Annotated in this window: 12 protein-coding genes and 1 pseudogene; 8 read left to right on the forward strand and 5 right to left on the reverse strand. The window is 39.9% G+C overall.

Translation table 11 applies throughout. The features are described from left to right. Positions 1-326: 326 nt before the first annotated feature. Together G6Q00_RS07675 and G6Q00_RS07680 are read left to right on the forward strand one after the other, a co-directional pair. Positions 327-1,013, forward strand: coding sequence for an NYN domain-containing protein (locus G6Q00_RS07675; protein ID WP_163532675.1), 687 nt, complete (start codon positions 327-329; stop codon positions 1,011-1,013). A gap of 96 nt (positions 1,014-1,109) precedes the next feature. Then, entirely contained in the window at positions 1,110-1,250 is a 141-nt protein-coding gene (locus G6Q00_RS07680) for a hypothetical protein (RefSeq protein ID WP_163532676.1), read from the forward strand. Positions 1,251-1,767: 517 nt separating this feature from the next. On the opposite strand, the gene G6Q00_RS07685 is transcribed toward G6Q00_RS07680, so the two are convergent. The 3 genes from G6Q00_RS07685 to fumC form a co-directional block, all read right to left on the reverse strand. Continuing rightward, on the reverse strand, positions 1,768-2,181 hold the full coding sequence (locus G6Q00_RS07685; protein ID WP_240331057.1) for an HNH endonuclease: 414 nt from the start codon (positions 2,179-2,181) through the stop codon (positions 1,768-1,770). 156 nt (positions 2,182-2,337) lie between these two features. After that, entirely contained in the window at positions 2,338-3,102 is a 765-nt protein-coding gene (locus G6Q00_RS07690) for a DNA-methyltransferase (RefSeq protein ID WP_163532677.1), read from the reverse strand. Positions 3,103-3,123: 21 nt separating this feature from the next. Further along, the gene (fumC, locus tag G6Q00_RS07695) at positions 3,124-4,515 is read right to left on the reverse strand and encodes a class II fumarate hydratase (RefSeq protein WP_163532678.1); all 1,392 of its coding nucleotides are present in this window, start codon (positions 4,513-4,515) and stop codon (positions 3,124-3,126) included. 111 nt (positions 4,516-4,626) lie between these two features. On the opposite strand from fumC, the pseudogene G6Q00_RS07700 reads away from it, so the two are divergent. From G6Q00_RS07700 to G6Q00_RS07720, 5 genes and pseudogenes are all read left to right on the forward strand, one after another. After that, a pseudogene (locus G6Q00_RS07700) lies at positions 4,627-5,001 on the forward strand (FixH family protein); the annotation flags it as partial. A 108-nt stretch (positions 5,002-5,109) separates the two neighbouring features. After that, on the forward strand, positions 5,110-5,487 hold the full coding sequence (locus G6Q00_RS07705; protein ID WP_163499726.1) for a FixH family protein: 378 nt from the start codon (positions 5,110-5,112) through the stop codon (positions 5,485-5,487). A 3-nt stretch (positions 5,488-5,490) separates the two neighbouring features. Further along, a complete protein-coding gene (gene crdB / locus G6Q00_RS07710) occupies positions 5,491-6,702 on the forward strand; it encodes a copper resistance outer membrane protein CrdB (protein WP_163532680.1) in 1,212 nt (403 codons plus the stop codon). Further along, on the forward strand, positions 6,699-7,649 hold the full coding sequence (locus tag G6Q00_RS07715) for an efflux RND transporter periplasmic adaptor subunit (RefSeq protein WP_240331058.1): 951 nt from the start codon (positions 6,699-6,701) through the stop codon (positions 7,647-7,649). The genes crdB and G6Q00_RS07715 overlap by 4 nt, the downstream gene beginning before the upstream one ends. Beyond that, positions 7,649-10,753 (forward strand): efflux RND transporter permease subunit, encoded by a 3,105-nt coding sequence (locus G6Q00_RS07720; RefSeq protein WP_163532681.1) that lies wholly within the window; start codon positions 7,649-7,651, stop codon positions 10,751-10,753. The genes G6Q00_RS07715 and G6Q00_RS07720 overlap by 1 nt, the downstream gene beginning before the upstream one ends. 158 nt (positions 10,754-10,911) lie before the next feature. Here G6Q00_RS07720 and G6Q00_RS08675 read toward each other — a convergent pair whose 3' ends face one another. Beyond that, positions 10,912-11,589 (reverse strand): hypothetical protein, encoded by a 678-nt coding sequence (locus G6Q00_RS08675; protein WP_240331059.1) that lies wholly within the window; start codon positions 11,587-11,589, stop codon positions 10,912-10,914. Beyond that, positions 11,590-12,129 carry a hypothetical protein gene (locus tag G6Q00_RS08470; RefSeq protein WP_205426573.1) on the reverse strand — a complete coding sequence of 180 codons (540 nt, stop codon included), beginning with the start codon at positions 12,127-12,129 and terminating at the stop codon, positions 11,590-11,592. 53 nt (positions 12,130-12,182) lie between these two features. Between G6Q00_RS08470 and G6Q00_RS07740 the strand changes: the two genes are divergently transcribed. Then, positions 12,183-12,406, forward strand: a 224-nt coding sequence (locus G6Q00_RS07740; protein ID WP_163532030.1) for a hypothetical protein, incomplete at its 3' end; no start/stop codon positions are given.

Here is a 12,406-nt window from a genome sequence, read left to right on the forward strand (position 1 = left end):
GGTGAACCTGCGGTTGGATCACCTCCTTTCTTAGAGAAATGCCCTTGCATTTGGTTGCAAGGGCCACAGGCTCAAGGCTCTCTTGCTTAGGTGTTGGAGATTTCTTAAAACAATACTTTCAAGTTTTCCATTTCTAGTTTTTTTGGTCTTTGCTTTATTTGTCTAGGATGCTTTTTAATAGTTTTAAGCATGTCTTGACAATTAGTGTAAAACTAGCTACAATGGCCGTTCATACAGACCCGGCTGGCTCGGTTTCGCCTCAGAGATCCTGAGAGATACGGACACTTTAGCTCCCGGGTCGTTGAAGTCTTGGTAAAGAGTTTCTTATGTTAAATGAGTCTGATTCTCAATTTTTTGATGTCCATCTACCCAAAAAAACAGCCGTTTTAGTAGATTTAGGTTTTTTTCTCAAAGTGCTTTACCCGCCTCAAGATCGTCCTGCTTCTGTTGCCTTAGCTGAAGAAATTAGGAAGTATGTTCTTAGGACATTGGGCAACTCTAGAGATTACTTGTTCCGTGTTTTTATCTATAGTTGTCCCCCTGCCACCGGGAGGGCGCAACAGCCAATCAGCAAAAAACAGTTGTCTTTAGACAAAAGCGATGTGGCGCAATTCAATATACAACTTCTTAATGAGCTCAAACAAAAACCCTATTTTAGCGTAAGATTAGGACGAATCCAGTTTGATAAGGACAATCCGTGGGTATTAAAGCCCAATATCTTGCCAAAACTCTTGTCCGGAGAAAAATCTGTAAAAGACTTGAAGGATGGGGATTTTCAGCTCAACCTACGCCAAAAAGGGGTAGATATGAAAATTGGCCTGGACATTGCTTCTTTGGCTATTAAAAAACAGGTGGAAAAGATTATTTTGATCGCTAATGATAGCGACTTTGTCCCCGCCATTAGATTTGCTAAACAAGAGGGTGTAATTGTCCAACTAGACCCTTTAAGACGGCATGCTGCTGAGGATTTGCGTACACACATCGATCTCTTGCGCCGGTATCCTTACAAGTAGCCAATAGGCAACTAGTGAAGGTGAGATGTTTAGGCTTACTGTCTTATAAGGATGAGGCTCTCTCTTGCTTAGGTTGTTATTTTATTAAGACATTGTATGGCTCTAAAAATTATCTCTTTCATGATCTATGGTTGTAGTCCAGCTGATAGGAGAGTTCAAAAAGTAAAGAGTAAGGAACATTTGTCCTTAGATCAAAGCGATGTGGTACGATTTAATACACAACTTCCCAATGTCTAAAAAACTATATAGTCTTATTAAAGATAGGTTTTTTTCGTAAATTTTTCCATCGTATTTCTTAGGACGGAGATTTTTATAGGGGTGAACTTTTGCCCTACTACCCCCTAGGATTTGCGCCACTTTAGAAAAAACTTTTCTAAGAATGCCAATAGTCCCATTAATATCAGCTTAGACACTGGGCCATTTCTCGCAGCTGTGCGTTTAGGCTTAAGCGGCAAAAAACTCCACTTGCCTTTAGTGGTTATGATACATGCCCCTAAATTATGAGTACCCCTAGCTTTATACCTAAGACAGGGAGTGAGCAAAATTATGTTTTAAATGATGTGAAAGACCTATATTAAATGCTCTAGATGCTTTAACCTTATAAGATTCCTACTAGTAAGATAGTGATAACCAGCAAACAAAGCGTGTTTACTGCGTGCAATTAACACAGATAAGGAGTAACCTAGTATTTTGAGCGTTTTACAGATACTGTCTTTCTTATTTTTGCTAATTATTTATTTATCCCTAAAAATTTTTAGTCCTTCCTCCACACAATATGCCCATTGATCCCATGTTTTTCATAGACGCTTAAAATCTCCTCTAAAAACGTTACAAGTTCTGATTCTCCTGATTTTCTTGCACTCTCTAGCATGCGGATAAACATCTTTTTACCCGTCTCTGTTTGCCTAAAGTTCTTTTTTAAGAAGTTATGCCGTGAACAAAGTGTTTGCCCATTCTCTAAAGTGGCTTTGCCTCCTAAATCTTTAGGCTTAATATGATCAACATGCAATTCTACTCCCTCTTTTTTACCTGCCCCACAGATCACGCAAGCGTAATTATCGCGTTCTAAAATCTGCTTTTTTAAAGACTCGCTAAAGTCCTCTAAGTCTATGTGCAGTACCAAATTAGGATCGTAACGATATACCCCCTTAGCAATCTTTTGCAACATTCCCTGCTGGTGCAACTTTCTAATCCCCCTATCTGGATCTCTAAAAACCTTACCTGTGCGCTTTGTATATTCTTGTGTGAGCCAATCTACAATTTCAGGGTGGGCAATTCTGTATTAGGGTTTGCTTTAAAAAACTCCATAATCAAATCATGCTGACTAATTCTCATTTTCTATCATTTTTAAAAAGCGCTGTTTAGAAAGTTCGCAATAAGTAGGATCGAGTTCAATACCTATAAAATTGCGCTGATTAGCATAAGCCTCTAGCATAGTTGTTCCGCTCCCACTAAAAGGATCACAGATCACATCTCCTATAAAAGAAAAAAGCTTGATACAGCGCCTAGGCAACTCTCTAGGAAAGGGGGCGGGGTGGCCTATGCGTTTAGCAGACTCCCCATTAAAGCTCCAAAGCCCATTAGTCCAGGTAATAAACTCTTCTTTACTCAGATCACTAACACCCTTGTGCTGTTTTTTCCACACCTCTTTATAAAAAATCACAATGAGCTCGACCGGGGCGATTACATAGGGCGCAGAAGCACTAAGCCAGCTCCCCCAGCTGGTGCGCCTAGAGACATTGCCCTCATTCCAGATAATGCTGCTATGATAGCACCACCCCATCTTTTTAGCTAAACTAATGATGTCTGCTCCCACACTTTGTTGTCCGCCCTTGTTTTTATCTAAGGGAATGTTAAGACACAAGCGCCCACTTTTCTTAGCCCATGCATAACAATTAGCCAAGTAATGCGCGCTAAAGTCTAAATATTCTGCATAACTTTTATTATCCTCATTGCTACCATAAACCATACCCACATTATAGGGCGGGGAGGTGATGATGCAATCTAGGCTTTGCTCCTCTAACACCAAATAATCAAGCGCGCTAGCTTGGTATAAAAGGAGACGATCATGGGCAAAAAAGGGGGGCATTATCTAGCTTAAGATTTTAAACTAAGCCCTAGGTCCAATCATTTTTTCAGGCACTACAAATTTCTCAAAATCCTCTGCGCTTAAAAGCCCTAACTCTACTGCTGATTCTTTAAGGCTAATGCCCTTTTTATGGGCGTTTTTTGCCACTTTAGCCGCGTTTTCATAGCCAATATGAGGGTTGAGTGCGGTAACAAGCATTAAAGAGTGGTGCAAATAATAATCTATCTTGTCTTTATTAGGTTGGATACCTTGCGCGCAGTGCAGATCAAAGCTAAGCATGCTATCGCTTAAAAGGCGTAAACTTTGCAAGAAATTATAGATGATCACAGGTTTAAAGACATTGAGTTCAAAATTGCCTTGAGAAGCGGCAAAGCCAATAGCCGCATCATTGCCCATCACCTGCAGCGCAACCATTGTTAAAGCCTCACACTGGGTAGGATTGACCTTGCCGGGCATAATAGAGCTTCCCGGCTCATTTTCTGGAATAGATAATTCGCCTAAACCACAACGCGGGCCGCTAGCAAGCCACCTAATATCATTGGCAATTTTCATTAAATTGGCCGCAAGGGCTTTAAGGGCTCCGTGGGCAAAAGTAATGGCGTCATGGCTACTTAAAGCATGGAATTTATTAGGCGCGCTTTTAAAAACCTGCCCCGTGTCTTGGCTAAGTTGTTTAGCAACTTTTTCTGATAACTGGGGGTGGGCATTTAGACCTGTGCCCACTGCTGTGCCCCCGATGGCTAACTCTCTTAGCCCCTCTAAACTCTGCATAATCTGTTCTTTAGAGTGCGTAAGCATGCTTGCATACCCGCTAAATTCCTGTCCTAGAGTTAAGGGCGTGGCATCTTGTAAATGGGTGCGCCCGATTTTAATGATCTGATAAAAAGCTTGGCTTTTGCTCTCAAGGGTAGCGTGCAATTTATCTAAGGCGGGTAAAAGGGTTTGTGTGATTTCTAGTACGCTGACAATATGCATGGCTGTTGGGAAGGTATCATTAGAGCTTTGGGACATGTTCACATCATCATTAGGGTGAATCAGCTTTTTTTCTCTAAAATTGCCCCCTAGAATCTCTGTGGCGTAGTTGGCAATCACTTCATTCATGTTCATGTTAGTTTGCGTACCACTCCCTGTTTGCCAAATGGCTAAGGGAAACATGCCCTCTAGCTTGCCCTCTAAAATGGCATTGCAGGCCTTAATAATAGCCTCTGATTTTTCTTGACTGAGTTTGCCTAAATCGTGGTTGACCTTAGCTAGGGCTTTTTTAAGTTTTGCAAAGGCAAAAATAAGCTCTGGGGGCATTTTTTCTGTGCCGATCTTAAAATTTTCATAGCTTCTTTGGGTTTGTGCGCCCCAGTACTTGCTATTTTCTACTTTAACCTCGCCCATCGTGTCATGTTCAATTCTATAATCCATTTTAATCCTTTATGTAAAGATAGGCAACTCTAACACAAGAAGGGTTAATTTACAGAAATTTTACGCAAATGTGTTTCAATATCCTTGCATTTTGATAATAAAGGAGATTACATGAAAAAGTTAGGCTTTTTGTTTCTAGTATGTACTCTAGCCCTTGGGGGTCTGCAAGCTTGGGAATTAACCATTAAGGCTAAAGGAGCTGAGGTAGCACTTAAAGCGGATAAAAATTTAGTAGACGGGGATAATAAATTTTATTTAGTGCCCACTCTTGGAGGCAAAGTTTTAAAAAATGCCTCTATCAAATTAAGTTTTGGTGTGCCTGAAATGCCGGGTATGGCTGCAGTGAATAAAGAGGCGCAAATAAGAGAAAAAAATGGCATCTACCATGCAGAGGTCAATTTACCCATGAATGGCACTTGGCAAATTAAAGTACAAGTCAAAACTAAAGAGGGAAAAATTTATAATGGCGAAAGTAGTATAGATATTCTTACACATGGTGTTATTCTTAGTTCTAACACTTTGAATACATTTTCCACAAATTTTACACAAACACAACCTAGAATGCAGACTCACCATTAAACATGAGGAGCTTATATGAAAAAACTGGGTGCTTTGTTACTGGCATGCGGTCTAGCCTTTGGGAGCTTGCAAGCATGGGAGTTAAAAATTAAGGCTAAGGAAGCAGAAGTAGCGTTCAAGTCAGATAAAAAATTGGTCAGTGGCAATAATGAGTTTGATGTAGTACCCACTCTTGGAGGTAAAGAATTAAAAGGTGCGCATATTAAATTGAATTTTAAAATGCCTGAAATGCCGGGCATGGCTGCGATGAATGAAGAAGCACAGGTAAAAGAAAAAGGCGACACCTACCATGCTAAGATCAATTTACCCATGAGTGGTACTTGGCAAATTAAAGTACAGGTCAAAACTAAAGAGGGCAAGGTTTATAAAGGTAAAGGTAGCGTGAATATTTAGCCCATGCGCTCTCTAATTTTTGTTTGTGCTTTTCTAAGTGTTCTAGTCGGCTCACAAAGCCGGTTAGATTTAGAGAGTATCTACAATAAGTATTTACATAAAAATGCCAAACTTGAGAGTTTAGAGGCACAGATTTCTAGCTTGCAAGCCCAAGCTAGGGCAGCATCTCGCTGGGATAATCCCATTTTATATGTAGCCTATAATAACGCTAATGTAAATGATTACTTCGTTTTAAATGGCGAGTTTAACGGCATGTTTAACTTTATGCAAAGTATTAGCGTGGGGCTATCCCAAAAATTTGATGTGAATGGTAAGCGGCACACTAAAAAGCAAGTGATTGATTTAGAGAGCCAAAAAAAGCTCTTAGAACTCCAAAAACTTAGACAACAAATTGCTATTAATATTTTAATCAATGCTATCAATGTCCATAGAAATACCCAAAAATTAGCCTTACTCAAAGAAGCGTTGAGTAACTTAGATAGTTTGTTATATAAGGCTATGCACTCTAGTAGCCCAGATGCCATTGCGATTGCTAAAATTGAAGTACTTAAATCCCAATTACAAATCAAACAAAGCGATTTAGAAGACGCGCTAGATAATAACAGGATTAAGATTAGCGAATTAACCTTTAACCAAAGCGATCTTTTAAGTCTTGCGCCTAGTGCGCTTGTTTTTAATCCTGATGAGGAATTAAAGACAATCATGAGTACTAATCGCGAGATTAAGATTGCTGATTTACAAGATAGCCAATCTCTTAAAAACATTACACTAGCTAGAAAGGGCTTTCTTGATGATATTAATGTAACTGCTAACTATCTCTTCAGACGGCACATCTTTGATATGTTTACCGTTGGTATAGCTATTCCTCTCCCCCTTTATGGCAAACAAAGTAACACCTTACAGCAAAAGAAAGAGGAACATTTAGTGGCTCTTAAAGAGGTAGAAAATACCAAAAATAGAGTGATGCACACGGCTAAAAAATTACTTAAAAGAATCGCACAGTTACAAAGAAATTTAGTTAGCATTGATCAAATCTTAAAAGCCAATGGGCATATTGTACAGATTTATGCGAATAACTTACCCTCTTCAGCAGATTATAACACCTATTACAGCGCCTTTAACGATGAGATCAATACACAGCTTTCTAAAATTGATACCCAAAGCGAGCTTTCTACCACTTATTTAAATTTAGAGAATCTCAAAGGGCTTTGGTGATAGTGCGGTTATGGGGGGTGGTTTTACTATGTTGTTTATTGCAGGCTAAGGGGGGGGATAGTATTAAGGTTATGCTTAAAGAGGTCGCACCCTTTAGGCAGTATTATGCACTCTTAGAAGCAGATGAAACTAAAGTCTTTTCTTATAATATCCGTTTTGATGGCTATATTGAAAAACTCTATGTGAATCAAACCTACCAAAACATCAAAGCTGGGGACAAACTTTTTAATATTTATTCCCCCTCCCTTATTAGCGTGCAAAGTGAATTGCTCTCTTCTGTGCGCTTTAATAAACAAGTAGAACAAATGCGTGAAAAATTGCGTCTTTTAGGTGTGCCTACCTATGAGATTGATAATATCATTAAAACCAAAAAAGTTAAAAACAATATTGATATGCGCGCGCCCTTTAGCGGGGTGATCTTTACTAAGAATATCAATGAAGGCGGGTTTATTAAAAGCGGGGCAGAGATTTACAAAATCATTGATTTACGCTCGTTATATGTGTTAGCTAAAGTCAACCAAGAGGATTTAGATTTTGTACGCCACCTTTCTAAAGCCAGTATCTCTATTGAGGGGGTTTCTGGAGTTTTTCCCTTAAAGTTTGATCGCATTAACCCTCTCATCGGAGCGCAGGATAAAATGCTACAAGTGCGCTTTATCCTAAATAATCCTGCCTTAATCTTTTTCCCTAACATGTTTGCTAGGGTGAGTATCTACCAGCAGGCTAGAAAAATGCTGGTGCTGCCTAAAGAGGCGGTTTTAGTTAAAAATGATAAAACCATTGTCTTTAAAAAAGAAGATGGGGATTTTACCCTCACACAAATTAAAGCCAAACGAAACAGCGATGGGAGTTATGAAATTTTAGAGGGGTTAAAGGCAGGCGATGAAGTTGCCAAAAACGCCCTCTTTATTTTGGATGCAGACGCGATTAATAACGGGGATGAGTGATGATTAATGCGCTCATCTCTTTGAGCATTAAGAATAAATTAGTGGTTGTAATGGTGGTTTTTCTGCTCTTTTTGATCTCACTTTGGGCTATGAAAAACACTCGTTTAGATGCGCTGCCTGATCTCTCACCCACTCAGGTGGTGGTACAGGTGAGCTATCCTAACCAAAGCCCAGAGGTGGTACAAGAACAGGCGGTCTACCCTTTGGTGTCTAATTTAATGGGCATTGCTGATGTAGAGACTGTGCGCGGGATTGCTAGCTATGAAACCGGTTTGATTTATATCATCTTTAAAGATGGCGTGGATTTGTATTTTGCCCGCGATCGCGTCTCTGAGCAAATGGCACGGGTAAAATTGCCCCCAGAGGCTAAGGTGGAAATGGGTAGTGATTCTACCTCCATTGGTTGGGCTTACCAGTACGCACTTAAAAGTAAAACTAAAAATCTAGCCGAGCTTAAAACTTTGCAAGATTTTTATTACCGCTACGCGCTTTTAGGGGTGGACGGGGTGAGCGAGGTTGCTAGCGTGGGGGGCTTTGAGAGAAACTACGAGGTAACTATCAATAATGATGCGCTAGTCAAATACGATTTAAGTGTAACAGATGTGATCAATGCTATTAAAAAATCCAATCAAGACACGGGGGGAGGGATTATTTTAGAAAATGGGTTTGAAAAGATTATCCATGCACAAGGTTATACTAAAGGCTTAAAAGACTTAGGAGAAATCGTACTCAAAGCGCCTAACCGCACGCCTATTAAGTTAACAGACATCGCAACGATCAACTTCACGCCTAAACCGCGCCGTTCAGTGGCCAATCTCAACGGCACAGATGAGGTAGTGGGCGGGGTTGTGATGGTGCGCTACCACGCAGATACCTATAGCATTTTAGAGCGTATCAAACAAAAGATCGCGCGCTTGCAAGAGGGCGATCCAGATGTGCAAATTATACCTGTCTATGATCGCAGTGAGCTTATTAAAAAGGGTGTGGACAATTTGATCCACACGCTTATAGAAGAGAGTATCACGGTTTTGATCATCATTGCTATTTTTTTATTGCATTTTAGAAGTGCGCTAGTGGTGATCATCACGCTACCTCTTTGTGTGTGTCTGAGTTTTTTACTCATGCACTTTTTTAACATTGAGGCTAGTATTATGAGCTTAGGTGGCATTGCTATTGCCATTGGGGCTATGGTAGATGCAGCCATTGTAATGGTAGAAAATGCCCACAAACACTTAAGCCATGCCAATATCCAAAATGAGGAGCAGAGGCAGGCGGCTATTATTGAGGGGGTCAAACAAGTAGGACCGGCGATCTTTTTTGCGCTCATGATCATCGTGGTTTCTTTCTTGCCCATCTTTGATTTAAGCGGTCAGGAAAAACGGCTCTTTTCGCCTCTGGCCTACACTAAAACCTTTGCCATGCTAGTTGGGGCATTGCTCTCTATTAGCATCGTGCCTATTTTAATGCTCTTTTTTATCAAGGGCAAGATTGTAGAAGAGTCTAAAAATCCTATCAATGCTTTTTTCATTAAGATTTATGGGGTGTGTTTGACCTTTGTTTTGCGCTTTAAATATGTCTTTTTAGCGCTAAGTGTACTAGGTTTAGGCGGGCTTTATTTTGTGTATAAAAGGCTTAACTGGGAGTTTATCCCCTCTATTAATGAGGGCGTGGTGATGTATATGCCCGTAACCACTAATGCCGTAGGCATTGATACGGCCAAAAAATATTTAGAGGAAACCAATAAGCGCATTAAGGCTATCCCTGAAGTCAAGCAAGTTTTTGGCAAAGCTGGCCGGGCTAATAGTAGTAGCGATAGTGCGGCTCTTTCTATGCTAGAGACCTACATTGAGCTCAAACCCAAATCTGAATGGCCTGAGAAAATTACCTACAAACAACTTAGAAATAAATTAGAGCAAGCTTTGCAGTTAAAAGGCCTTGTTAATTCTTGGACCTATCCTATCCGTGGGCGCATTGACATGCTTTTAACAGGAATTCGTACGCCTCTTGGTATTAAACTGTATGGCAAAGATCCCTATTTATTACAAGATTTAGCGATTCAAATGGAGCAGAAATTAAAAACTCTCCCTGAGTCTCTCTCTGTTTTTGCGGAAAAATCTAACAATGGTTATTATCTCAATGTAGACTTGCGCCCAGAAAAACTAGCTGAGTATAACATCACCAAAGAGAGTGTTTTAAATATGATTTCTTATGGTGTAGGCGGGGCGCGGGTTTCCACTTTAATTGATGGGGTGGAGAGTTATCCTATTTCTGTGCGCCTGCAAGATGTGCAGCGCGACAACATAGAAAGCCTAGATAATCTCTACATTAAAACGCCCTTTAGCTATGTACCCTTAAGAGAATTTGCCCATGTCTACTATGAAAACGCCCCAGCGGTGCTTAAGAGTGAGAAGGGTTTGAGTGTGCATTTTATTTATATTGTGCCTAAAAATGGGGTGAGCTCAGAGACTTACCGCCAAGCGGCTATAAAAGCCTTAGAGAGTGTGAAATTACCCGCGGGCTATTATTACGAATTTTCTGGGGAGAGCCAGTATTTAGATGAAGCCTTTGCCACCCTTAAATACATTGTGCCTATTAGCATTTTTATCATTTTTCTTTTAATTGTCTTTGCGCTTAAAAGTACGATCAACTCTTTACTTTGCTTTTTTAGCTTGCCCTTTGCTTTCTTAGGCGGATTAGTTTTTATGAATATCATTGGCCTAAATTTAAGTATTGCTGTTTTGGTGGGTTTTTTAGCGCTTTTGGGTGTGGCATCTGAAACGGCTATTGTGATGATTATTTATTTAGAAGATGCCTACCAAAACTTTTTAAAACAAAGTGAGCAAACCAGCGCGCATTTAAAAGAGGCGATCATGCATGGAGCAGTACAACGGGTGCGCCCTAAACTGATGACCTTTTTTAGCATTTTGGTTTCTTTGATCCCTATTATGTACTCCCATGGCGTGGGCTCTGAGATCATGCACTCTATTGCTGCTCCCATGTTAGGTGGCATGATCACCAGTGTGGTACTCACCCTTTTTATTATCCCTACGGCGTATTTTGTAATCAGAAATGCGGGGTTAAAAAAGGACTTTTCAGTCTCATAGGGAAAAGCCTAGTTTTTATGATTTGAGGCTACCAGTGCAAGAAACAAGCTTTCAAATAAAAGCAAGCCAAACACTTCTCTTGCAGATTGTGCCAATGAGGGCTGAGACGTTAAGGTTTATTAGAGAAAGTATATTTGCGTCTCTTATCTTAAATTTCTTTACTTTTGTTTCAAAATAGCTAGAGCCTTTTTGCCTTCTTCACTTTGCGGGTAGCGGGCTAAGAGGTGTAAGGTGTGCTCGTAATTTTTATGATCCTTAAGAGCTTTGTAGGCATTAGCGGTGTTTTCTAGTAAAATAGGGGTATAGCTAGCTTGCTCTTTAATTGCTAGACTTTGCTTGTAAAATTGAATGGCTTCTTGATAGTGTTGTGTTTTGTAGGCACATTGCCCTGCCATATAATAATCAAACGCAGGGCGGTATTTGATTTGAGCTAGCCAAATAAAACGCTCTTGGGCGTCTTTGTAGCTTTGTTGTGTAAATAGCCCCATTGCATCGTGGAAGACTTGTTCGCGCTTATTTTGGTCTTTAAAAGACGGCGGAGGAGGGGGAAAAAAATAGTTATGTATATGGTTAAGATTTAAAAAAATAAAAATAACTAAGCCTATAATACCCCCTCCAATTAACCCAATTAATCCATCCTCACCCCCACTCTCTTTAACATCCGGATCCACCACATAGCCATAAGCATCAAGTTTACAAACCCTAGCCCCCCTCCTCACAAATACGGCATTATTTGTGAAGCGTACTAATTCGCCCGGTTTGTTAAAGAGTTCATCCCCATTTTCATCGTAGGCATAAACCCTAGCCCCCCTCTGCACGGCATAATTAATTGCCATTTAAGCTTCTTTGGGGGTTTGTTTTAAGATCTCTATGCTGGTGTAAGTTTGTAAATCCCTTGTATCTAACACACTATCAAAGGCTTTTAACTTAGTCTGTTCGCTCATATTAGCTTTAATCGCCTCGTGATAGAGGATCAAAGCATTTAAAAAGTCTCTAAAATCTGGGCTGTTTTTGGATAATTCAGCCAACATGGCGTGATCTAAATTGTCCCTGTATCTTGCATTTAAGAGTACTTGGCTTTTATACATCTCTTGCACATTTAACAAAATCACCCCAATACCAAAGCTAGTGTGCAATCGTTTTAATAAATCCATTAATTCGTTATCTTGAATGTTGATTTTCTCTGCTACTAAATAGCCCTCATGAGCCCAAGAACTATTGCTAATGGCTTGGAAATAATATTCCCTGCAATTAGTTAAGCTAATCTCTTTTTTGATCTCAAAAGAAAAGAGTTTAAGGGGCAAGCTAGAAAAATGCTCTACAAATTTATTTAAAGTGGGTTCAAAATTTTTATAAGCAAAGCTTGCCCCAACCATATCCGGGTATTCTGTGCTCTTCCCCAAGATGAAGTATTTAATAAGGGGAGCACTTGAAACAACCCGAAGACATGACACAAGAGGAGCTAGCAAATCTAATTAGATCTAAGCCAGTTGATCTCTCAAATTTAGAATCTGATCACATTCCCCGTTTAACAAAAAATTCGTTTATCCATCATAAAGGCAAACACGCTGGGGAGTGGAGAGACCAAGCAGAGGAGCGCAAGGTTAGACAATATGTATTAAAGCATATGGGCAACTTTGACATCACTAAAAG

Origin of the sequence: Helicobacter suis (assembly GCF_902196125.1) — a bacterium.
Classification (GTDB): Bacteria; Campylobacterota; Campylobacteria; order Campylobacterales; family Helicobacteraceae; genus Helicobacter; species Helicobacter suis_B.

Excerpts from the sequence above, each read along its gene's own strand:
- G6Q00_RS07680 (WP_163532676.1), top strand. The coding sequence starts at position 1,110 with ATGGCTCTAAAAATTATCTCTTTCATGATCTATGGTTGTAGTCCAGCT.
- G6Q00_RS07685 (WP_240331057.1), bottom strand. The coding sequence starts at position 2,181 with ATGTTGCAAAAGATTGCTAAGGGGGTATATCGTTACGATCCTAATTTG.
- fumC (WP_163532678.1), bottom strand. The coding sequence starts at position 4,515 with ATGGATTATAGAATTGAACATGACACGATGGGCGAGGTTAAAGTAGAA.
- G6Q00_RS08675 (WP_240331059.1), bottom strand. The coding sequence starts at position 11,589 with ATGGCAATTAATTATGCCGTGCAGAGGGGGGCTAGGGTTTATGCCTAC.
- G6Q00_RS08470 (WP_205426573.1), bottom strand. The coding sequence starts at position 12,129 with ATGGTTGGGGCAAGCTTTGCTTATAAAAATTTTGAACCCACTTTAAAT.
- G6Q00_RS07720 (WP_163532681.1), top strand. The coding sequence starts at position 7,649 with ATGATTAATGCGCTCATCTCTTTGAGCATTAAGAATAAATTAGTGGTT.
- crdB (WP_163532680.1), top strand. The coding sequence starts at position 5,491 with ATGCGCTCTCTAATTTTTGTTTGTGCTTTTCTAAGTGTTCTAGTCGGC.
- G6Q00_RS07705 (WP_163499726.1), top strand. The coding sequence starts at position 5,110 with ATGAAAAAACTGGGTGCTTTGTTACTGGCATGCGGTCTAGCCTTTGGG.
- G6Q00_RS07690 (WP_163532677.1), bottom strand. The coding sequence starts at position 3,102 with ATGCCCCCCTTTTTTGCCCATGATCGTCTCCTTTTATACCAAGCTAGC.
- G6Q00_RS07675 (WP_163532675.1), top strand. The coding sequence starts at position 327 with ATGTTAAATGAGTCTGATTCTCAATTTTTTGATGTCCATCTACCCAAA.